Origin of the sequence: Myxococcus sp. AS-1-15 (assembly GCF_020037055.1) — a bacterium.
GTDB classification, from domain to species: domain Bacteria; phylum Myxococcota; class Myxococcia; order Myxococcales; family Myxococcaceae; genus Myxococcus; species Myxococcus fulvus.
This window is the reverse complement of the sequence record NZ_JAIQDF010000017.1, coordinates 1-23,253: the sequence shown is the minus strand read 5'-3', so window position 1 is coordinate 23,253 and position 23,253 is coordinate 1. Positions and strand designations below refer to the sequence as shown.

Annotated in this window: 10 protein-coding genes; 6 read left to right on the top strand and 4 right to left on the bottom strand. The window is 70.6% G+C overall.

Annotation, left to right across the window (positions count from 1 at the left end; all coding sequences use genetic code 11):
• Positions 1-12 precede the first annotated feature (12 nt).
• Positions 13-966, top strand: a complete 954-nt coding sequence (locus K8625_RS34945) for a LysR family transcriptional regulator (protein WP_223747583.1) — start codon at positions 13-15, stop codon at positions 964-966.
• Here the strand turns inward: K8625_RS34945 and K8625_RS34940 are convergent.
• Positions 949-2,061: a Gfo/Idh/MocA family protein gene (locus K8625_RS34940; protein WP_223785126.1), complete on the bottom strand. Its 1,113-nt coding sequence runs from the start codon at positions 2,059-2,061 to the stop codon at positions 949-951. The genes K8625_RS34945 and K8625_RS34940 overlap by 18 nt on opposite strands.
• A gap of 312 nt (positions 2,062-2,373) precedes the next feature.
• On the opposite strand from K8625_RS34940, the gene K8625_RS34935 reads away from it, so the two are divergent.
• From K8625_RS34935 to K8625_RS34925, 3 genes are all read left to right on the top strand, one after another.
• The gene (locus K8625_RS34935) at positions 2,374-3,498 is read left to right on the top strand and encodes an NAD(P)-dependent alcohol dehydrogenase (RefSeq protein ID WP_223785125.1); all 1,125 of its coding nucleotides are present in this window, start codon (positions 2,374-2,376) and stop codon (positions 3,496-3,498) included.
• Positions 3,499-3,516: 18 nt separating this feature from the next.
• Positions 3,517-4,362: an SDR family oxidoreductase gene (locus K8625_RS34930; RefSeq protein ID WP_223785124.1), complete on the top strand. Its 846-nt coding sequence runs from the start codon at positions 3,517-3,519 to the stop codon at positions 4,360-4,362.
• A gap of 84 nt (positions 4,363-4,446) precedes the next feature.
• Complete coding sequence (locus tag K8625_RS34925) at positions 4,447-5,043, top strand: hypothetical protein (RefSeq protein WP_141325854.1); 597 nt, start codon at positions 4,447-4,449, stop codon at positions 5,041-5,043.
• 13 nt (positions 5,044-5,056) lie between these two features.
• On the opposite strand, the gene K8625_RS34920 is transcribed toward K8625_RS34925, so the two are convergent.
• From K8625_RS34920 to K8625_RS34910, 3 genes are read right to left on the bottom strand one after another with little or no spacing between them, the layout of a single operon-like run.
• The gene (locus K8625_RS34920) at positions 5,057-7,732 is read right to left on the bottom strand and encodes a DUF5916 domain-containing protein (RefSeq protein WP_223747579.1); all 2,676 of its coding nucleotides are present in this window, start codon (positions 7,730-7,732) and stop codon (positions 5,057-5,059) included.
• Positions 7,733-7,740: 8 nt separating this feature from the next.
• Positions 7,741-9,084: an MFS transporter gene (locus K8625_RS34915; RefSeq protein WP_223747578.1), complete on the bottom strand. Its 1,344-nt coding sequence runs from the start codon at positions 9,082-9,084 to the stop codon at positions 7,741-7,743.
• A complete protein-coding gene (locus tag K8625_RS34910; protein WP_223785123.1) occupies positions 9,008-9,994 on the bottom strand; it encodes a TauD/TfdA family dioxygenase in 987 nt (328 codons plus the stop codon). The genes K8625_RS34915 and K8625_RS34910 overlap by 77 nt, the downstream gene beginning before the upstream one ends.
• On the opposite strand from K8625_RS34910, the gene K8625_RS34905 reads away from it, so the two are divergent.
• Both K8625_RS34905 and K8625_RS34900 read left to right on the top strand, forming a co-directional pair.
• Positions 9,943-21,099, top strand: a complete 11,157-nt coding sequence (locus K8625_RS34905; protein WP_370642011.1) for an amino acid adenylation domain-containing protein — start codon at positions 9,943-9,945, stop codon at positions 21,097-21,099. The two genes, K8625_RS34910 and K8625_RS34905, sit on opposite strands and share 52 nt — an antisense overlap.
• A gap of 37 nt (positions 21,100-21,136) precedes the next feature.
• A partial coding sequence (locus tag K8625_RS34900) for a condensation domain-containing protein (protein ID WP_223785121.1) occupies positions 21,137-23,253 on the top strand: 2,117 nt, incomplete at its 3' end.

Sequence of the window (23,253 nt, the reverse complement as noted above, 5' to 3'; positions counted from 1 at the left end):
TAGGCTCGATGCATGGATGACATCGCTCCGCCTCCGAGCACCCGCCTGGACATCAAGGACCTGCGGGTGGTGATGGCGCTGGCCTCGGCCGGCACGACGGCGCAGGCCGCGTCCCTGCTCCACCTCACCCAGCCCGCCGTCAGCCGCGCCCTGCTCTCCGCGGAGGACAAGCTGGGGGCCTCCCTGTTCGACCGCACGCCGCGCGGGCTCGTGCTCACGGACGCGGGGCGCCGGCTCGTCGCCGGGGCCGGCAAGCTGCTGGTCGAGCTGGGAGAGCTGGAGCGCGAGGTGCGCACCCCCGCCACGCCGCCCGTCCGCCTGCGGCTGGTGTGCGAGTGCTACACGGCCTATCACTGGCTGCCGTCCCTGCTGATGGAGCTGCGCCGCTCCATCCCCCGGCTCACGGTGGACCTGGCGGTGGAGCACACGCTGTCCCCGCTCCCCGCGCTCGAGGCGGGCGACATCGACGTGGCGCTGCTCACCAACTCCCCGCTGCGCCGCTCCTCCACCTTCGAGGTGCGCCCGCTCTTCCACGACGAGCTGGTCTTCGTGGTCGCTCCGTCCCATCCCCTGGCGGCGCGAAAGACGTTCACCGCCGAGGACCTCAAGGCCCACACCCTGCTGACGTCGCACACCCCCAGGGCGCAGGACGTCTGGTTCGTGAACCAGATCTTCGGCCGGGAGCGCCCGCGCCTGCGCGTCGAGCGCATCCCGCTCACGGAGGCCCTGCTGGACCTGGCGCGGGCGGGGCTCGGTGTCGCGGTGCTGTCGGAGTGGATCGTCGCGCCCCACCTCGCGCGCGGCGACCTAGTCCTGCGGCGGCTGGACACCGGGCCACTGGAGCGGCCGTGGCGCATCGCCTGGCGGAGGGAGGCGGGGGACGCCGCCGCGCGCCTCGGCAAGGCGCTGCTCGGGCTGGCCCCCCAGCGGGTCGCGGAGCTGGACGTGTCACTCCAGCGTGGGTGACGGCGCGTTCACCGGCTCGGGCGGCGTGAAGGCCGGACGGGTGATGAGCTGGTCGATGGACGGCCGCTCGCGGCGCTCGAAGGGCGGCAGCTTCACCGCGCGCCCCGTGCGCGCCGACTCCTGGAGCGCGACGACCACCCGCACGTCCGCCAGCCCCTCCCAGCCCGACGGCTCCGGCTCGCGCCCCTCCAGGATGCACCGCGAGAAGTAGAGCAGCTCCGGCGCGAACTGGTCCTGGTCCGCGAAGCTCCGCTCCTTTGTCTTCCCATCCACGGTGAGGAAGTGCTTGCGCTCGGTGCCGTAGCCGAAGCCCGGCTCCACGCGCAGATCCCCCTTGGAGCCGACCACGCGGTAGGTGGAGACCTCCGACGCGGCGTGGCTGATGGCGAACTGCGCCAGCCGCCCGCCGGAGAAGCGCAGCAGCGCGAGCGCCGTGCCGTCCACGCCCTCGAAGCGCGCGTCCGGGTCCTCCTGCGTGAAGCAGACGACTTCCGTGGGCTCGGCGCCGAAGAGGTAGCGCGCGGCGTTGATGGGATAGGGCCCCTCGTCGAGCAGCGCCCCGCCGCCCACCTCCTGGCGCGTGCGGATGTCCCCCGGCCGCGCCTGCTGCGTCATCACCGCGGCGAAGAGCGACGGCTCGCCCAGCGTGCCCGCGCGCAGCAACTCGATGGCGCGCAGGTTCGCCTCCTCGAAGTGGAGCCGGTAGGCAATCATCAGCCGGACGTCGTGCTCGTCCGCGACGCGAATCATCGCCTCGCAGTCCTCCACCGTCGTCGCCATCGGCTTCTCGCACAGCACGTGCACGCCCACCCGCGCGGCGCGCTCGGTGAACTCGCGGTGCATCGTGTTGGGCAGGACGATGTAGGCGGCGTCCACGCGCGCGTCGCGGCACACCTGCTCGAAGTCCTCGTAGCCGGCGCACTCCACGCCGTACTGCTTCTTCAAGGCCGCGCGCTTCTCCCGGTCCGAGGAGAAGATGGCCACCAGCTCCGAGTTGTCCTTCGCGTTCTGGAACGCCGGGAGGATGGCCACCTGGGCCAGGTTGCCCGCTCCCACCACCGCATACCGGATTCGCCGCTCACCTTGTCGGGCCATGGACACACGTCCTCCTCTGCGCGTCACGCTGGGCGCCCGGGCCGTGCGTCACAACCCCCGCAGGCACGGCGGCGGGCCCGCACGCGTGCAGGGCGAGCGACAGGGTTCGAGGAAACGAACCGCGCTGCCCAGGTGCGCGCCTCCGCGTCTGGGAGAAGGAGGCACCCGGCGCATGCCTGGAGGCTCGTCCGTCCCGGCGGGCGGGCACGGGCGGGCCTGCCCGCGCTCCCTTCGAGGCACAGGGCAGGTTCCCCCGCCCTCCGGGCCATCCGTACCGTTGGCGGGTACCGAAAGCGACGGAGGACGAAGTCCATGAGCGAGCAAACCCAGGCCAGGGCCGCGGTCGTCTGGAAGAAGGGCGGTCCCTTCCAACTCGAGGACGTCACCATCGACGCGCCCCAGGCCGACGAGGTGCTCGTCCGCATGGTCGCCACCGGCATGTGTCACACGGACATGATCGTCCGGGACCAGTACTACCCGGTGCCCCTGCCCGCGGTGCTCGGACACGAGGGCGCGGGCATCGTCGAGCGCGTGGGCAGCCGGGTGACCAAGGTGGTGCCGGGCGACCACGTCGTCATGGCCTTCACCTTCTGCGGCAAGTGCGACCTGTGCCAGTCCGGGCACCCGGCCTACTGCCGCGAGTTCTTCGCGCGCAACATGGGCGGCGGGCGCATCGACGGCTCCACCGCCACGCAGAAGGAGGGCAAGCCGCTGCACGACCACTTCTTCGGTCAGTCCTCCTTCGGCACGCTGGCCATCGCCACCGAGCGCAACATCGTCAAGGTGCGCAAGGACGTGCCGCTGGAGCTGCTCGGACCGCTCGGCTGCGGCATCTCCACCGGCGCGGGCGCGGTGCTCAACTCGATGAAGGTCACCGCGGGACGTTCGTTCGCGGCGTTCGGCTCCGGCGCGGTGGGCCTCTCCGCCATCATGGCCGCGAGGCTCGCGGGCGCCACCACCCTCATCGCCGTGGACACCAGGCCCCACCGGCTCAAGCTCGCGCTGGAGCTGGGCGCCACGCACGCGGTGAACGGCCAGGACGAGGACGCGGTGGAGTTCATCCGCCGCGTCACCGGCGGCAAGGGCGTGGACTTCACGCTCGAGTCCACCGGCCACCCCAAGGTGCTGCGGCAGGCCGTGGACGCGCTCGACATCCTGGGCACGTGCGGCGTCGTGGGCGCGCCCCCCATGGGCACCACCGCGAGCTTCGACGTGAATGACCTGATGGTGCCCGGCAAGAGCATCCGGGGCATCGTCGAGGGCGACAGCGTGCCGGACGTCTTCATCCCCCAGCTCATCGACCTCTACTCGCAGGGCAGGTTCCCGTTCGACAAGCTGGTGAAGTTCTACCCGCTGACGCAGATCAACGAGGCGGCCAAGGACTCCGAGAAGGGCGACACGCTCAAGCCCGTCATCCGGATGACGCAGTCGAACTGAGACCCCGAAGGAGAGTCCATGGCGGAGCCATCGATTGCCGTCACCGGTTGCACGGGCAAGCTGGGCGGGCGCGTCGCGCGACAGCTCGCCGAGAAGGGCGTCCCCCAGCGGCTCATCGTCCGCGACGAGAAGCGCGCCCCCCACCTGCCCGGCGCCGAGGTGCGCGTCGCGACGTATCAGGACCGGGCCGCGCTCTCCCGGGCGCTGGAGGGCATCAAGACGGTGCTCTTCGTGTCCGCGAAGGAGGCCCCCACGCGGCTCGATGAGCACTTCGCCTTCATCGAGACCGCGGCCTCGGTGGGCGTCCAGACGCTCGTCTACACGTCGTTCCAGGGCGCGGCCCCCCACGCGACGTTCACCTTCGCCAGGGACCACTGGGCCACCGAGAAGAAGCTTCGCGAGCAGCGCTTCGCGTCGGTGGTCCTGCGCGACAGCCTCTACCTGGACTTCCTGCCGATGCTGGCCGGTGAGGACGGCATCATCCGGGGACCCGCGGGCAACGGGCGCGTCGCCGCCGTCGCCCAGTCGGACATCGCCGACGTCGCCACCGCCGTGCTGCTCCATCCGGAGCCGCATCGGGGACAGACGCTCACGCTGACGGGCCCCGCGGCGCTGGGCTTCGACGACATCGCCCAGGTGCTCACGCGGAGGCTCGGCAGGCCCATCCGCTACTACGCCGAGAGCATCGACGAGGCCTACCGCTCGCGCGCCCACTACGGCGCGCCCCAGTGGCAGGTGGACGCGTGGGTCAGCACCTATACGGCCATCGCCTCCGGGGAGATGTCCACCGTCACCTCCGACGTCGAGCGTGTCACGGGCCACCCTCCCCTGGGGCTCGAGGACCTGCCGCTGTCGCCCCCGTGAGCGTGCGTCGGGACGCACCGCGGCACGGAGGGAGGCGGTCGCGACCCACGCGGGAAAAGTGACGAAGGCCCGTAGGATGGCCGCATGAACGCATGGCTTCGTCGCGCGGCGGTTCCGGGTGTCGTCACGCTCCTGCTTACCACGGCCTGTGGAGATCCTCGGGAGGCCCGGGGGGAATGTCGAGGAACCCTCCAGGGAGAACAGGTGGACTGGCCCATCGACGGCGAGTACTCGCGCCTGACGCGAGACCGCTTCGGGGTCATCGACCCGTTGTTGTTCATCAGCTACCTGCCCGACGGGCAGGCGACGCTCTCCGACTTCGGCGTGGACATCGAGCTCGTGGATGGCGCGGCGTTCGACAGGGGCGACGCCCCTCGCACCGCGCAGCTCGTCAACACCGGCGCTGCCCTGGCCCCCGAGGAGGGCTCCGGGGTGAAGCGCTGGCGCCCCACGCGCTCGGACTCGGGGGGCAGCGGCACGGGCTACCCGGAGCGCTCGGGGGTCCCCGCGAGCGGCACGTTGACGGTGGAGGTGCTGGCGGATGATCACGCCGAGGGCCACTTCGTCTATCGCTATGCGAGTGGAGACGAGCTGAAGTGCACCTTCGACATCCCCACGCCCGCGGCCGCCGGGAGCGTCTGGGATGGCGCGGGCGACGGCGATGACGATGACGACGACTGAGCCACCGTGAAGCTCAGCCCGCGGGGAACCACCACGACAGCTTGAGCGCGAAGGTGTGTCCCCCCGGGCTCAGCAGCGCGTCGCCCAGCGCCTTGGGCGCCAGCGCGTTGCCCCCGAGCGAATCCGCGGAGCGGTCCTGCTGCCACACCGCGTAGAGCGTGCTGCCCGGGCGCCACTCCCAGCGCAGCACCACGTTGCTGCGGAAGGAGCGGACGTTGAAGTCCTGGTTGGCTAATTGGAAGCCGCTCGCGCCGTCCGTCACGTCCCAGTCCCCGCCCTCGCCTCGAGACAGCGACGTGCCGTCCTGGCCGTACCTGCGCAGCTGACGTCCGCGCGCGCGGGCCAGCTCGCCGGGCGCGCTGAAGACGCCGCTGGACGCGAACGGCTCCGCGTAGGCCTCCAGGCTCAGGTCCGGGGTGATGAAGAGGTTGGCGCGAAAGCGCAGCGCCAGCTCGCGGCGTCGCACCGCGCCGAAGACGTAGCGCCGCGCATACGTCTCCTCGCGGCCGCCGTCCAGCGTGGCCATGTACTGACGGGCCTCCGTGTACAGCGAGCCCACGGGCTCCACCGACAGGCGCAGGTTGCGCAGGGGCTGCACGGTGACGGTGCCCGTCAACGTGCCACCACCGCTGCCGTCCTCGTATGTCCACGCCAGCGCGTCCACCTCCCACAGGTTCGTCCCGGAGGCGTTGTTGTTCAGGAGCAGGTTCGCCTCCAGTCCCTGGGGCGTCTGCATCAGCGGACCGCCGCGCGTGAGCTGGTCCGAGAACGCGCGGGGGTAGTAGGTGACGAGCAGGCTGGCCTCCCAGAAGTTGGGGAAGGTCACCTCGCCGTTGAGCATGAACTGGTTCACGGTGCGCGTGCCGCCGTGGTTCCAGTTTCCGTACGTCAGGAGGCCCACCTTGTAGCCGCGCAGGAACGTGCCGGGGTTCGTCTCGCGGTAGTACAGCCCCAGGTTCAGGTCCACGTCGTCCGTGGTGCTCAGCCGGCCCAGCTCGTTGAGCTCGAAGCCCGGGGACTCCACGCCCACGCTGCCGTTCCACAGCCAGTGCTCGCCACTCTGGCGCACCACCTTCGCGCCCACGGTGTAGCCCGACATCGAGCGCGCCTCCGGATCCAACCGGACGTAGGTCTGGTCCGGCCGCTGGAAGTAGCGCGCGCTGGAGCGCTGCAGCCGGCTGATGGCCGCCGGGTCGCCTCGCACCAGGCTGCCGCCCGCGAAGCCGGAGACGATGTACTCGCCGTCGCGCAGCCGCAGCCGGAAGTCCGCGCCGCCCGTGTACGCCTCGCGCGCCAGCTCCCCCGTGCGCCCCTCGCCCTCGCCGATGTCTCGGTGGACGGTGGTGAGCGTGGCGCCCACCGTCGAGCCCCTGCCCAGCTCCTGCTGCGCGCGCAGCACGCCGAAGCCCGTGCGCGAGTCCACCTTCACGCGCCCCTGCTCCTGGGTCGCGAAGTCGTACGTGTCCGCGTAGCCCTCGCCCGTGAGGGCTCCCAGCACGCCCAGCGACAGCCCCGACGACAGGCGCCCGGTGAGCTTCGCCGCGCCCCAGATGGGCGTCGCCCGCGAGGGCTCCACGTAGTCCGCGCTGGCGCGCAGCCGCGGCGCCGCGCCGATGCGCCGCGAGTAGAAGTACGCGGGCCCGTTGTTGTTCGTGTTGTTGTTGTTGAACAGCTGGCTGCCCTCGGTGAAGAAGGGCCGCCGCTCGTCGACCACCACCTCGAAGTCCGTGAGGTTGACCTGGGCCGGGTCCGCGTCGATCTGCCCGAAGTCCGGGTTCACCGTCACGTCCAGGTTCAGGTTGGGCCCCAGCCCCACCTTGCCGTCCACGCCCACGCGCGCCGAGTACGCGCGCCGGTCCTCGAAGGGCGTGCCCTCGCGCGGGTTGGCGCCCGAGTCCAGGCGCCAGTCCCCCGTCACGTACGGCAGCAGCTCGACGCGACGCGAGGGCGCCACGCCGCGCAGGCCCGACAGCTCGCCGAAGCGCGAGGACCAGCCGGTGATGTCGCGCGGCACCACCACCCAGAAGTCGTCCTCGTTGCGACGCGGGATGACGCGCTGGATGTTGAGGCCCCACACCTGCTCGTCGGCCGCGTCGAAGCGCAGCTGCGAGAAGGGGATGCGCAGCTCCGCCACCCACCCGTCCGCCGTCCGCGTGGTGCGCGCCTCCCACACCGGGTTGAAGGACAGGTCGACGACGTACTCGTGGTCATCCGGGTGGTACCAGTCCACCCGCACCCCGGCCGCGGTGACGGCGAAGCTGTAGGCCGTGCGCCTGTCGCGGTACGTGTCCAGGGAGATGATGAGCCGCTCGGCCGAGCCGCTCTCGTCCCGCCGGGTCATCACCGTCTCGATGTCCTCCGGGCCCAGGCTGGACATGCGCGCGCCCACGTAGAGCGCGTCCGCGTCGTACACGAAGGCGACCTCGGTCTTCACCGAGGCGGGCATGCCCTGCACGGGCTCCTTCTGGAGGAAGTCGCTGGTGAAGGCGGCGCTGCTCCACGCGTCGTCATCCAGCACGCCGTCCAGCGAGGGCCCCTTGTCCACCCGGCTCGCCTGGAGGCGGCGCCCCTCCACCTCCACCGTGGGCACCTGCGCGAGGACGGACGGCCCCCACGCCAGCAGCAGGAGGACGAGCCAGCCTGGTGCCCGGCCCACGCGTGCACCGCGCCTGTCGACGAGGGCCTCCACGCGTCCGCTCACTCCACGCTGACGGCCGCGCGAGGGGGCTCCACCCGGGGAGCGGCGCGCAGCGCGGTGACGGCCCGGGCCAGTCGGGTGCCCGCCACCAGCGCCGCCACCATCAGGATGACGCCCGCAAGCCCCGTGATCCGCCGCGTGTCCACCAGGTCGATGAGGTAGCCCGCGCTGCTGGCGCCCAGCAGCAGGCACGCGGTGCTCACGGAGCGGAAGACGCCCATCACCCGGCCCAGCAGCCCCAGCTCCACGTGCGTCTGCATCAGCGGCCCCAGGCCCACGTTGAGCAGCACGTTGCCCAGGCCGATGAACACCATGCCGCCCATCGCCACCGCGAGCGTCGGCGCCACCGCCATCAGCAGCACGCCCAGGCCACACACGCCCAGCCCCAGCCCCGGCAGCCACTCCAGCCGGAGCCGCCGGTGAAGGCTCCCCGCCACGGCGAAGCCCGCGAACATGGACACGCCCAAGGTCGTGCCCAGCCACGCCAGCCGCTCCTCGGGCAGCCCCAGCTCCCGCGTCACCAGGTAGAGCTGCACCACCTCGATGAGCCCCGAGGCCGCCATCGCCAGCGCGCCCAGCCCCAGCAGGCTGCGCACGAACACGCTGCCCCGGACGTACGCGAGCCCCTCCTTCGCCTCGCGCAGCACGGACGTGCCTTGCGCGGACGGCACGCTCACGCAGCGCGCGCGGATGGCCAGGTTGATGCACATGGCCACCAGGAAGGACGCCGAGTCGAGCGCGAAGCTCACCCACGGCCCCAGCACGAAGTAGATGCCCGTGCCCAGCGCCATGCCGAGAATCATGATGGCGCTCGTCGTGGCCTGCCTGAGCGAGCTGGCCGCCACCAGGTCCTCGCGTGGCACCGTGGAGCGGATCAACGCCACCCGCGCCGGGTCATACAGCTGCTCCACCGCGCTGGAGCAGAAGGCCACCGCGTACGCCAGCGGCAGGCTCTGCTTCGCCACCGCCACCAGCTGCAACAGGCTCAGCACGCACCGTGCGGCGTCACAGAACACCATGACGCTGCGCCGCTCCCACCGGTCCGCCAGCGTCCCCGCCGTCAGCCCCAAGAGGAGCGCGGGCGCCGTCGTCGCCACGGTGATGGCCGCCGTGGCCACGGGGGACTCGCCCCCCGTGACGGAGAAGACCCAGAACAAAAGCGCCATGTTGCGCAGCCAGTCCCCGAGCCCGGAGACCAGCTGGCCACACCAGATGAGCGCGAAGTCACGATGTCTCAGGACCGCGAAGATGGGAGCCCCCTGCCGCTCAGCTGTCGCGCTCGGAGCGCATCTCGCCCATCGCCACCACCACCCGACGCGCCCCCGCGAAGGGCGTCCGGCCATGGGTCACGAGCATGTTGTCCAGCAGCATCACGTCCCCCGCCTGCCAGGGGAACGCGAACGTCGTCTTCAGGAACGCCTCGCGCACCTCCTCCAGGTCCGCATCGCGGATGGGCGTGCCATCCCCGTACAGGCTGTTGCGCGGCAGGTCCTCCTCCTTGAAGACCATCCGCATCGCCGCGCTCACCTTCGGCCCCAGATTGGATACGTGGAAAAGATGCGCCTGGTTGAACCAGACATCCTCTCCGGTGAGGGGGTGCTTCATGACCGCAGGACGCACCGAGCGGGTCCGCAAGCGGTTTCCGCCCAACCACTCCGCCTGCATTCCCACACGCTCACAGTACGCGTCCACCTGGGCCCGGTCCTCGGTCTGAAAGACTTTCTGCCAGGGGAGGTCAACGCCCGTGCCGTAATTTCTCACATACATCACCCGATTCCGGGTGAAGCGCTCACGCACTTCGGGTGAGAGGCATTCCAGGACGGCCCGGCTGTCTGCGATGGGTGTGGCGCCACCCTCCAGAGAAGGTTGTACGCAGTGAAAGAACAACTTCATCGGCCAGGCCGACGCGTACGACATTTCATTGTGTTGCGGAATGGTTTCGTTCGCGGGGTACTCGGTGGATGTGTACACCTTGCCACTGACTTCCGTACGTGGCGTGGAACGCTCCTGATACTCGGCCAGGGACGGCTGGATACACTCCGCGAAGCGCTCGAACGCCTCCACGCCCGGCACACGAAAGCCGCGAAAGAGCATGGCCGGCCGTTGTGAGAGCAGGTGCCTCAGCGCCTCTGCGTGAGCCCGTCCCCACTCGACCAGGTCCACGCCCTCCCGCTCGGGGCCGAGCGCCAGCAGACACGGCGGTGCCCCTGGCAGCGCACGCTGCGACACGTCCGACAGTACTCGCAGATCCAACGGCTTCTCCTACTCCACCAGAGCCCTCGGCTCCGCGCGGACATGGACCCTGTGTGACACACCCTCATGCCGGGCGTGCTTCACGGACCCCTCTTGACTTCCACGCATTACCACTTAAAAGATTTGAATTCGATAAGCAACAGTCACCGGGATTGAGATGGACAGACAACGAGTCGAGCCGCGCGTGCGCCGTTGTGGGTCCCCACTCCGCGAATAAATCAGACAGGGGCATTCGCTTGCCTTCCGCCAGCAATCAGCACCGGTCCCCCTCGGGCCGGCCTCATTCCCGTTGTGTCACATCCGGCCAGCGGCGCTTCTGGTTCCTGGACCAGTTGGAGCGCCACAATCCCTTCCACAATCAGCTGGTCTCGCTGGAACTTCACGGGGTGGTTGAACCGTCCGAGCTGGCGCGACGTCTCACGGCCTTGACCCTGCGACACGACATCCTGCGCGCGCGATTCACGGCGCACGAAGGACAGCCGTTGCAACAGATACAGCTGGAGCAGCCTCCGGCGTTCCGCCAGGTGGACCTCCAGGGTCTCCCGCCCGCGGAGCGCGAGGCCCGGGAGGCGGCGCTCGCGAGCGAGGAGGCGCTGCATCCGTTCGACCTGGAGACCGGGCCGCTGCTCCGCGCGACGCTGGTGAAGCGGGACGCGGCGGCGCACCTGTTGCTTTTGTCATTCCATCAGATGGTCTGCGACGCGGGCTCGGTGCCGGTGCTGGTGGAGTCGCTGGCGGCGGTGCTCAGCGGGCGCGACGACGTGGCGGGGCCATACGTGGAGGTCGCCGAGCGGCAGCAGCAGTGGCTGCGCTCGGCGGAGGCGAAGGAGCAGGTGGAGGCGTGGCGCGTGGCGCTGGACGGCGCGCCCCAGGTGCTCTCGCTCCCCACGGACCAGGCGCGGCCGACGGTGCAGACGTACAACAGCGCGACCGGGCGCCAGGGCGTGCCGCTGGAGCTGACGCGCCGGCTGGAGGCGCTCGCCCGGGCGGAGGGCGCGGACCTCTTCGACGTACTGCTCGCGGCGCTCCAGGCGGTGCTGTATCGCTACACCGGGCAGGAGGACCTGTGCATCGGCACACCGTCGAGCCTGCGTGAGCCGTCCGAGCGCGGCGTGCTGGGCTGGTTCGGGAACATGCTCGTGCTGCGCGGTCACCCGCGGGCCGCCACGTCGTTCCGCGAGCAGGTGTCCCAGGCGCGCCGGACGCACCAGTGGGCGCTCGCGCACGCGGCCGTGCCGTTCGAGCACCTGGTGGAGACGCTCCAGGTGGAGCGCAGCCTGGTCTACACGCCCTACTTCCAGGTGACCCTGGAGCTGGAGTCCACCCCGCCCCCGTCGTTCGAGACGCCGGGCGTGAGCGTGCGGCAGCTCCCGCTGGAGAACCGCTTCGCGCGGTATGACCTGTCGCTGACGGTGACGCCTGGACCGGCGGGGCTGGAGCTGGCCTTCACCTACAACGCGGACCTGTTCCACGCGGACACCGTGCGCGGACTGCAGGGCCACCTGCTCAACGTGCTGCGACACGCGGTGGAGGCGCCGGAGACCCGGCTGGGCGAGCTGTCGCTGTTGTCCGCGGAGGAGCTGGAGCGGACGCTCCGGACGTGGAACGAGACGACGGCGGCCTACCCGCGCGAGCGGCTCATCCACGAGCTCATCGCCGAGCAGGCCCGCCTGCGGCCCGACGCGGTGGCCGTCACGCATGGCGAGGGGCGCCTCACGTATGGCGAGCTGGAGCGCCGCTCGAACCAGATGGCCCACGCGCTGAGGGCGCGGGGCCTGGGGCCGGGGCGGCTCGCGGGCATCTGCGTGGAGCGCTCGCTGGAGATGCTCGTCGGGCTGCTCGGCATCCTGAAGGCAGGCGGCGCGTACCTGCCGCTGGACCCGACGTATCCCCGGGAGCGGCTGCGCTACATGCTGCGCGACTCGGGCGCCGCGCTGCTGGTGACGCAGGAGCGGCTCGTGGAGCGGCTGCCGTCCCAGGACGTGCCCGTGCTGGTGCTGGAGCAGCAGGCCCTGGACGCGCTCAGCGCCGAGCCGCCCCTGGTGCGCATGACGTCCGAGCAGCCGGCGTACGTCATCTACACCTCCGGCTCGACGGGCAAGCCCAAGGGCGTGCTGCTGTCGCACCGGGGGCTGGTCAACCACGTCACCTCGCTCCAGGGGACGTACCAGCTCACCGCGGAGGACCGCATCCTCCAGTGCACGTCCATCAGCTTCGACATCTCGCTGGAGGAGATCTTCCCCACGCTGGCCACGGGCGCCACGCTGGTGCTGCTGCCCTTCGAGCGCCTGCCGTCCGTCGCCGAGTTCCTGCGCATGGTGGAGCACGAGCGTCTGACCGTGCTGAACGTGCCCACGGCGTACTGGCACGAGTGGGTCACCGACGCGACGCTCCGACAGGCCCAGCCTCCGCCGGACGTGCGGCTGGTCATCGTGGGCGGAGAGCGCGCGGCGCCGGAGCAGCTCGCCGCGTGGCGCGCGCTCACGGGGGAGCGGCTCGGGTGGTTCAACGCCTATGGCCCCACCGAGGCCACCATCACCTCCACGCTCTTCGCGCTGCCGCCCGGCGCCCCCACGCCCGGCGCGCACCTGGGCATCCCCATCGGCCGGCCCATCGCCAACACGCGGGTGTACCTGCTGGACGCGAACGGACGCCCCGTGCCCGTGGGCGTGCCGGGTGAGCTCTACATCGGCGGCGATGGCCTGGCGCACGGCTACCTGGGCCGACCGGAGCTGACCGCCGAGCGCTTCGTGCCGGACGCGTTCAGCGGCGAGCCGGGCGCGCGCCTGTACCGCACCGGTGACCTGGCCAGCCAGTCGCCGGACGGGCAGCTGCGCTTCCTCGGGCGCGTGGACCACCAGGTGAAGGTGCGCGGCTTCCGCATCGAGCTGGGGGAGCTGGAGGCGCACCTGATGGAGCACCCCGCGGTGCGCGACGCGGTGGCGGTGGCGCGCGAGGACTCGCCGGGGCAGCCCCGGCTGGTGGCCTACGTGGTGCCCTCGCCCCCGGGCGAGGCGTGGGGTGACGCCATCGACGAGCAGGAGCTCAACGACGAGCAGATCTCCCAGTGGCAGACGCTCTACGACGACGCCTACCACCGCGCCGCCGACGAGGAGGACGGCGAGTTCAACACCGCGAGCTGGAACAGCAGCTACACGGGCCAGCCCATCACGGCCGAGGAGATGCGCGAGTTCGTGGACCACTCGGTCCAGCGCATCCTGGACCTGAAGCCCCGGCGGGTGCTGGAGATTGGCTGCGGCACGGGCCTGTTGCTGGTGCGAATCGCGCCGCACTGCGAGCACTTCACCGGCGCGGACTTCGCGCAGGGCGCGCTCAAGGGCCTGCAGCGCTTCGTGGACAAGATGTCGCCGAAGCTCGGCTCGGTGGCGCTCCTGCACCGGGGCGCCGAGGACTTCACGGGCATCGAGCCCGGCTCACACGACACGGTGGTCATCAACTCCGTGCTCCAGCACTTCCCCACGGTGGACTACCTGGTGAAGGTGCTCGAGGGCGCGGTGGCCACGGTGGGCGAGCGGGGCCGCGTCTTCGTGGGCGACGTGCGCAGCCTGTCGCTGCTGGAGTCCTTCGCGCTCTCCGTGGAGCTGTTCCGGGCGCGGGACACGCTGCCGCTGGAGCAGCTGTCCCAGGCCGTCCGGCGGCGCGTGTCGCTGGACAACGAGCTGGTGGTGGACCCGGCGTTCTTCCTCGCGCTGCGCGCCCACCTGCCCCGCATCCAGCGGGTGGACCTGTGGCCCAAGCGCGGCCAGCACCACAACGAGCTGACGTGCTTCCGCTATGACGTCGTGCTGCACGTCGGCGACGCGGCCGAGGCCGTGGACCCGTACGCGGGCACGGTGCTCGACTGGAAGCGCGACGGGCTCAGCATGGCGAAGCTGCGTCGGAGGCTCGAGACGGAGCGGCCCGAGCAGCTCGCGGTGACGCGCATCCCCAACGCGCGCCTCACGGAGGTGCGGCGGGCCCGCGAAATCCTGGAGCGCGACGAGCGGCCCTCGACGGTGGGAGAGCTGCGCGCCGAACTGCGCAGCCAGCCCGAGCCCGACTGCGTCAACCCGGAGGAGCTCTGGGCCCTGGAGGCGGAGCTCCCCTACGCCGTCAGCCTGCACTGGTCCGGCGGCGAGGAGGACGGCGCCTTCGAGCTGCGGCTCCTGCGGAGGGGCGCGGTGGCGCCGCCGCTCACGCCGTCCACCGAGCGGGCCTTCGTGGCGAAGCCGTGGCGCGCGTACACGAACCAGCCGCTGCAGGCGGCGCTGACGCGGCAGCTGGTGCCGCTGCTCCAGGAGCACCTCAAGCAGCGGGTGCCCGAGTACATGGTCCCCTCGGCCATCCTCAGCCTGGATGTCCTGCCGCGCACGCCCAACGGCAAGGTGGACCGCAAGGCGCTCCCCGCCCCCAGCCAGGCGACCCTCGCGCGGCAGGTCGAAGCGGAGGCGGCGCGGACGCCGGTGGAGGAGCTGCTGGCCGGCATCTGGGCGGAGGTGCTCGGAGGCAACGCCTTCGGACTCCACGACAACTTCTTCGAGCTGGGTGGCCACTCGCTGCTCGCCACGCAGGTCATCTCGCGCGTGGGCCGGGCCTTCGGGGTGGAGCTGCCCCTGCACGCGCTGTTCGAGACGCCCACGCTTCGCGGGCTCGCGGAGAAGGTCACCCAGGAGCTGAGGACCCGGCGGGGCGTGAGCATCCCCCCCGTTCGCGCGGCGGCCCGGGGCGACACCGTCCCCGCGTCCTCCGCGCAAGCACGGCTGTGGTTCACGCAGCGGATGGACCCGACGGGGGTCTCCTACAACACGCCGTTCGCCCTGGAGCTGAAGGGGCGGCTGGACGTCCCCGCGCTGGAGAAGAGCCTCCAGGCGCTGGCGCGACGCCACGAGGCGCTGCGCACCACCTTCCGTGAGGTCGACGAGGCGCTGGTCCAGGTCATCCACGCGTTCGAGCCTCGGCCCCTGCCCGTGGTGGACCTGGGCGGGCTGCCCGAGTCCGAGCAGGAGCAGCGGCGCCAGGAGACGCTGGACGCGAACATCCGGACGCCGTTCGACCTGGAGCACGGCCCGCTGCTGCGTCAGGTGCTCATCCGCATGGGCGAGGAGGACCACCTGCTGCTGCTGACCCTGCACCACATCGTCTCCGACGGTTGGTCCATGGGCGTGGTCGTCCAGGAGCTGGGCCGGCTGTACGCGGCCTTCCGGGATGGGCTGGAGTCACCACTGGAGGAGCTGACGCTCCAGTACGCGGACTATGCCCTGTGGCAGCGGCAGTGGCTCCAGGGAGAGACGCTGGAGCGGGGGCTGACGTACTGGAAGCAGCAGCTCGGCTCGTCGTCGGGCGAGCTGGTGATGCCCACGGACCGCCCGCGTGCCTCGGCGACGCACCACCGCTCCGCCATCCAGCGGGCCCGGGTGAGCGCGGCGCTGGTCGCACAGCTCGACGCCCTGTGCCGTCGTGAGGGCGTCACCCTGTTCATGACGCTGCTGGCCACCTGGAACATCCTGCTGAGGCGCTACAGCGGACAGGTGGACATCAACGTCGGCACGCCCATCGCGAACCGGCACCGCGCGGAGATCGAGGGGCTGGTCGGCTTCTTCGTCAACTCGCTCGTCCTGCGCACGGACATGTCGGACGCGCCCTCGTTCCGCGCGCTGATGCACCGGGTGCGAGACGCCGCGCTGGAGGCCTACGCGCACCAGGACATCCCCTTCGAGCGCATCGTCGAGGCGGTGAGCCCCGAGCGCCGGTTGGACCAGCATCCGCTGTTCCAGGTGATGTTCGCGCTGCACAACGCGCCGCTCCAGCCGCCGACGTTCGACGAGCTGAGCATGTCGTTCGAGGAGCTGGGCACGGGCACGGCCAAGTTCGAGCTCATCCTCACGACCGAGCAGGACGGGTCGGAGCTGGACCTGGCGCTGGAGTACGACACAGACCTGTACGACGCGGCCACCATCGAGCGCATGCTGGGCCACTACCAGGCCCTGCTCGCCTCCGCCGTCCGCGCGCCCGACACCTCCATCACCACGCTCCCGCTCCTCACCGACGCCGAGCGCCAGCAGCTCCTCGTCGACTGGAACGCCACCTCCACCGACTTCCCCCGGCACCAGTCCATCCACCAGCTCTTCTCCGAGCAGGCCCGGGCCACGCCGGAGGCCATCGCGCTCCACTTCGGTGAAGAGGTCCTCACCTACGCCCAGCTGGAGGCGCGCGCCAACCAGCTCGCCTGGCACCTCCAGTCCTTCGGCGTCCGTCCGGACACGCTCGTCGGCCTCTACCTGGAGCGCTCCCCCACGCTCATCACCGCGATGCTCGCGTGCCTCAAGGCGGGAAGTGCCTATCTGCCGCTGGACACGTCCTATCCCCCTGAGCGCCTGGCCTTCATGCTCCAGGACGCACGGGCGCCGCTCCTCGTCACCACCGAGGCCCTCTCCGCCAACCTCCCCGTCCCGAGCGGCGTGCACGTCATCGAGCTCGACTCGGATGAGCGCGCCATCTCGCGGCAGCCCACGCGGGCCCCCGCGACGGAGACGGCCCCGTCGAACCTCGCGTACGCCATCTACACGTCGGGTTCGACGGGTCAGCCCAAGGGCATCGTCGTCCCCCACCTCGGCGTCGTGCGCCTCGTGCGCGACTCCAACTTCGTCCAGCTCTCCGCGGCCGACCGCATCGCGCAGATCTCCAACGCCTCCTTCGACGCCGCCACCTTTGAAATCTGGGGTGCGTTGCTCAACGGCGGCGCGCTCATCGGTGTCCCTCGCGACGTCTCGCTCTCACCTTCGCTCTTCGCCGAGTACCTGCGTCGCGAGCGCATCTCCGCCCTCTTCATCACCAGCGCCCTCTTCACGCAGATCGTCCACCAGGTCCCCGACGCCTTCGCCACGGTGTCCACCGTCCTCTTCGGCGGGGAGATCGCGGACACGGGGGCCGTGCGCTCCGCCCTCCTCGGCGGACCTCCCCAGCGGCTCATCAACGCCTACGGCCCCACGGAGAACACCACCTTCAGCACGTGGCACCTCATCTCGCGGGCACCTCCGCCGGGCCACGCGGTGCCCATCGGCATCCCGCTCTCCAACTCCACCGTCTACGTGCTCGACGAGGCGCTCCAGCCCGTGCCCATCGGTGTCCCGGGTGAGCTGTACCTGGGCGGCGAGGGCCTGGCGCGCGGCTACCTCCACCAGCCCGCGCTCACCGCGGAGCGCTTCGTCGCCCATCCCTTCGAGCCCCAGGCCCGGCTCTACAAGTCGGGCGACATCGTGCGCTGGCTGCCGGACGGCCACCTGGAGTTCGTCGGCCGACGCGACCACCAGGTGAAGATTCGCGGCTTCCGCATCGAGCTGGGCGAAATCGAGGCCGCGCTCACGCGGTCCCCGGACATCGACGAGTGCGTTGTCCTGGCGCGCGAGGACAGCCCCGGAGACCGGCGGCTCGTCGCCTACTTCACGTCGTCGCAGGCCCCGGCCGTCCCGGAGCTTCGCGAGCGGCTCAAGGGCTCGCTGCCGGAGTACATGGTCCCGTCCGCCTTCGTCCGCCTGCCGAGCCTGCCCCTCACGCTCAACGGCAAGGTCGACCGGAAGGCGCTCCCCTCACCCGACGGAGTCTCCGCGCCCACCGACAGCTACGTCGCGCCGCGCACGCCCATCGAGGAGCTGCTCGCCAACCTCTGGGCCCACCTGCTCTCGGTCCCCCGTGTCGGCGTCGAGGACAACTTCTTCGACCTGGGCGGGCACTCCCTGCTCGCCACGCAGCTGCTCTCCCGCATCCGCGCGAACTTCGGGAAGGAGCTGCCGCTTCGAGCCCTCTTCCAGAACGCCACGGTGGCGGGACTCGCGCAGCTCTTGTCCTCGCCCATGGAGGACACGGAGACGGGCCCACTGGTGCCCATCTCGCGCGACCAGGAGCTGGAGGCCTCGTTCGCGCAGCAGCGCCTGTGGCTCGTCGACCAGCTCGAGCCGGGCAGCTCGTTCTACAACGTCCCCATGGTGCTCCGCGTGAAGGGGCCGCTGCAGCCGCGAGTGCTGGAGCAGGGCCTGGATGCGCTCGTGCGCCGCCATGAAGCGCTGCGCTCCACGTTCGAGCACCGGGGTGGACGGCTCCTGGTCCAGGTGGCCGAGGACGCCCCCGGGCACACCCTCCCCCTCGTCGACCTGACCCACGTCCCGGCCGAGGAGCGGGAAGCGCGGGCACGACAGCTCATCGAGACCGAGGGCCAGCGCCCGTTCGACCTCGCCCGCGGCCCGCTGCTGCGCACCCTGCTCGTCCGCCTGGGCGAGACCGAGCACCTGCTGCTGCTGACGGTGCACCACATCATCTCGGATGGATGGTCGCTGACGGTCCTCTTCCAGGAGCTCGGGACCTGCTACGAGGCCTTCGCCGCCCACGAGACGCCGAACCTCCCGCCGCTGACCATCCAGTACGCGGACTTCGCGCACTGGCAGCGCAAGTGGCTGCAGGGCTCGGTCCAGCAGACGCAACTCGACTACTGGAAGAAGCAGCTGGCCGGAGCGCCCTCGCTGCTGGAGCTGCCCACGGACCGTCCTCGCCCCGCCACCCAGCGGCACCGGGGCGCCACGCGGTGGTTCAACCTGGAGGCCCCGCTGGTCGAGGCGCTGCGCAAGCTGAGCCGCCAGGAGGGAACCACGCTGTTCATGACGCTGCTCGCGGCGTGGCAGACCCTGCTGTCCCGCTACAGCGGGCAGGTGGACATCAGCGTCGGTACCCCCTTCGCCAGCCGCAATCGCGCGGAGCTGGAGGGGCTCATCGGCTACTGCATCAACTCGCTGGTCATGCGCACGGACCTGTCTGGTGCGCCGTCGTTCAAGGAGCTGCTGCGCCGCGTGCGCGAGGTCGCGCTGGATGCGTACGCGCACCCGGATGTCCCCTTCGAGCAGGTCGTCGAGGCGCTCCAGCCCCAGCGGGACCCGCGCCACACGCCGCTCTTCCAGGTGATGTTCAACCTCCAGAGCATCTCCACGACCCCGCTGTCGATTCGCGGCTGCGAGGTCCACCCCGAGGAGGTCCAGACGGGCGCCGCCAAGTTCGACATGCTGATGGCGCTGGAGGAGACCTCCACCGGCATCGTCGGCGAGTTCGAGTACGACACGGACCTGTTCGACGCGACCACCATCGAGCGCATGCTGGGCCACTTCCAGACCCTGCTCGCCTCCGCCGTCCAACACCCGGGCGTCTCCATCACCGCGCTTCCGCTCCTCACCGACGCCGAGCGCCAGCAGCTCCTCGTCGACTGGAACGCCACCTCCACCGACTTCCCCCGGCACCAGTCCATCCACCAGCTCTTCTCCGAGCAGGCCCGGGCCACGCCGGAGGCCATCGCGCTCCACTTCGGTGAAGAGGTCCTCACCTACGCCCAGCTGGAGGCGCGCGCCAACCAGCTCGCCTGGCACCTCCAGTCCTTCGGCGTCCGTCCGGACACGCTCGTCGGCCTCTACCTGGAGCGCTCCCCCACGCTCATCACCGCGATGCTCGCGTGTCTCAAGGCGGGAAGTGCCTATCTGCCGCTGGACACGTCCTATCCCCCCGAGCGCCTGGCCTTCATGCTCCAGGACGCACGGGGGCCGCTGCTCGTCACCACCGAGGCGCTCTCCGGGAAGTTCCCGGTCCCCGATGGCCTGCACGTCATCGAGCTCGACTCCGACGAGCGCGCCATCTCCCGGCAGCCCACGACGGCGCCCACGACGAACACCGCGCCGTCGAACCTCGCGTACGCCATCTACACGTCGGGCTCGACGGGCCAGCCCAAGGGCATCGTCGTCCCCCACCTCGGCGTCGTGCGCCTCGTCCGCGGCTCCGAGTACATCCAGCTGTCCTCCCAGGACCGCGTCGCCCAGGTCTCCAACGCCTCCTTCGACGCCGCCACCTTTGAAATCTGGGGTGCGTTGCTCAACGGCGGCGCGCTCATCGGTGTCCCTCGCGACGTCTCGCTGTCCCCTCCGCTCTTCGTCGAGTACCTGCGCAACGAGAAGGTCTCCGTCCTCTTCATCACGACCGCGCTGTTCAACCAGCTCGCGAACCAGGTCCCGGGCGCCTTCTCCACGCTGTCCACCGTGCTCTTCGGTGGCGAGAACGTCGACGCCGGCGCGGTCCGCTCCGTCCTCCTCGGCGGTCCCCCCTCCCGCCTGCTCCACGTCTACGGGCCCACGGAGAACACCACCTTCAGCACGTGGCATCTCGTCCCCCGGGCCCCCCTGCCCGTGCACTCGGTGCCCATCGGCGTCCCGCTCTCCAACTCCACCGCCTTCGTGCTCGACGACGCGCTCCAGCCCGTGCCCGTCGGTGTCCCGGGTGAGCTGTACCTGGGTGGCGAAGGCCTGGCGCGCGGCTACCTCCGCCAGCCCGAGCTGACCGCGCAGCGCTTCATCCCGAACCCCTTCGCGACCGGGGGCCGGCTCTACAGGTCGGGCGACATCGTGCGCCGGTTGCCGGATGGCCATCTGGAGTTCGTCGGCCGACGCGACCACCAGGTGAAGCTCCGTGGCTTCCGCATCGAGCTGGGTGAAATCGAAGCCGCCCTGCTCACGCAGCCCTCGGTCGACGCGTGCGTCGTCATCGTCCGCGAGGACGTGCCGGGAGACCGGAGGCTCGTCGCCTACTTCACCTCCACGCAGCCGCCCTCCAGCACGGACCTGCGCGAGAGCCTCAAGCGCTCGCTGCCGGAGTACATGGTCCCGTCGGCCTTCGTCTGTCTCGCGGCCCTGCCGCTGTCCCCCAACGGCAAGGTCGACAAGAAGGCGCTCCCGTCGCCCGACGCGGAGGGCTCGCGGACCGATGACTTCGTCGAGCCCGGCTCTCCGGTGGAGAAGGTCGTGGCGGAGCTGATGGCGGAGATCCTCAACGTCTCACGCCTCGGCGCGCACGATGACTTCTTTACGCTGGGCGGCCACTCCCTGCTCGCCACGCGCTTCATCTCCCTGGTCCAGGAGATCCTCCAGGTCACCGTCCCGCTGCGAGTCCTCTTCGGGAATCCGACGGTCGCGACCTTCTCGGAGGCCCTCCTGAATCCCCCGGCGGACCGGGAGGAGCTGCTTCGCACCGCGGAGCTGGTCCTCTCGCTGTCGTCCCAGCCCGACGAAGCGGCCCTCGACTGAGCGCCGCGCCTCTCTTCGAAGAACGAGACCTTCATCCATGAGCAAGTTTTCGGACCGCATCCTGAACGCCAAGGCCCGGGCGTCGCTCGCCGCGCTCAAGAAGGACGCGCCCGCGCAGCAGGCCATCACGCCAAACACCTCGCGCGGCAATCAGGTCGCGCTGTCCTCCGCGCAGCGTCGGCTCTGGTTCCTCGACCGCCTGGAGCCGGGTCAGGCGCAGTACAACGTGCCGGTCTTCGTGCGCCTCCAGGGGCCGCTGGATGAACGCGCCCTGCGCGTGGCCCTGAACCAGCTGCTGCGCCGCCACGAGTCGCTGCGCACCTGCTTCACCGTCCAGAGGGACGAGCCCCTTCAGCTCATCGCGGAGGAGCTGTCCCTGGACCTCCAGGTCGTCGACCTCGGCGGCCTGTCCGAAGTGGAGCGCGAGCAGCGCCTCCGGGACCTCGCGACGGAGGAGTCTCGCAAGCCGTTCGACCTGAGCCAGGCCCCGCTCGTCCGAGCCACCCTGCTGCGCGTGGCCCCCGAGGACCACGTCCTGCTCCTGGCGATGCATCACATCGTCTCGGACGGCTGGTCGATGTCCGTCTTCTTCTTCGAGCTGGGGGCGCTCTACAGCGCCCTCCGGCTGGGCACCGAGCCCTCCCTTGCTCCCCTCAAGCTCCAGTACGCGGACTTCGCGCTCTGGCACAACGAGTGGCTCCGGAGTGACGCCGTCCGTGAGCAGCTCGAGTACTGGAAGAAGCAGCTCGCCGGAGCGCCGCCGCTGCTGACGCTGCCCACGGACCGCCCGCGCCTGCCAGTGAAGCGCCACCAGGGCCGGGCGGCGCGGTTCTCCATTCCGCTGGATGAGGTGAACGCGCTCAAGAAGCTGGGCCGCGAGGAGCGGACCACGCTCTTCATGACGGTGCTGAGCCTGTTCAACGTCCTGATGAGCCGCTACGCGGGCCAGACGGACGTCTGCGTGGGGACGCCCATCGCCAACCGCAACCGTCCGGAGCTCGAGGGGCTCATCGGCTTCTTCGTCAACACGCTCGTGCTCCGCACGGACCTGTCCGGCGCGCCGACCTTCCGACAGCTCGTCCAGCGCGTGCGCGAGGTCTCGCTCGGCGCCTACGGGCATCAGGACCTGCCCTTCGAGCACGTGGTCGAAGCGCTCCACCCCGAGCGCAACCTGGGCCAGAACCCGCTGTTCCAGGTGATGTTCTCGCTGCAGGAGTCCGCCACCGCGTCCGCGTCGCTCGATGGGCTCACGCTCACCACGCTGCCGGTGGAGACGGGCACGTCGAAGTTCGACCTGTTGATGGCGTTGGAGGAGACGCCGTCGGGTCTCACGGGAGAGCTGGAGTACGACACCGACCTGTTCGACGCGGCCACCATCGAGCGGATGCTGGGGCACTTCCGGACCCTGCTCAGCGCCGCCGCGACGCAGCCCGACACCGGCATCACCCAGCTGCCGATGCTCACGGAGGCGGAGCGGCAGCAGCTCGTGGTCGACTGGAACCACACGTCCACCGACTTCCCGCGCCAGCATTGCATCCATGAGCTGTTCTCCGCCCAGGCCTATGCCTCGCCGGATGCCATCGCGGTCCGCTTCGGAGACGAGTCGCTCACCTACGCGCAGTTGGAGGCCCAGGCCAATCAGCTCGCGTGGCACCTCCAGGGCCTCGGTGTCGTCCCCGATACGCTGGTCGGGCTCTACCTGGAGCGCTCGCCGTCGCTCATCGTCGCGATGCTCGCGTGCCTCAAGGCCGGCGGGGCATACCTGCCGCTGGACACGTCGTATCCGGCGGAGCGCCTCTCGCTCATGTTGCGGGACTCTCGCGCGCCCATCCTGCTGACCTCACGCGCGCTCGCGGGAGCGATTCAAGCGCCCGAGGGAGTCCGCGTGCTCGGCTTGGAGGAGCTCGCGCCGACGCTCGTGAAGCTGCCCACGCGCGCGCCCTCGACGCTCACGACGCCCTCGAATCTGGCGTACGCCATCTACACGTCGGGCTCGACGGGCCAGCCCAAGGGCATCGTCGTCCCCCACCTCGGCGTCGTCCGTCTCGTCCGCGACTCCGACTACATCCAGCTGTCTTCCCAGGACCGCGTCGCCCAGGTCTCCAACGCCTCCTTCGACGCCGCCACCTTTGAAATCTGGGGCGCCCTCCTCAA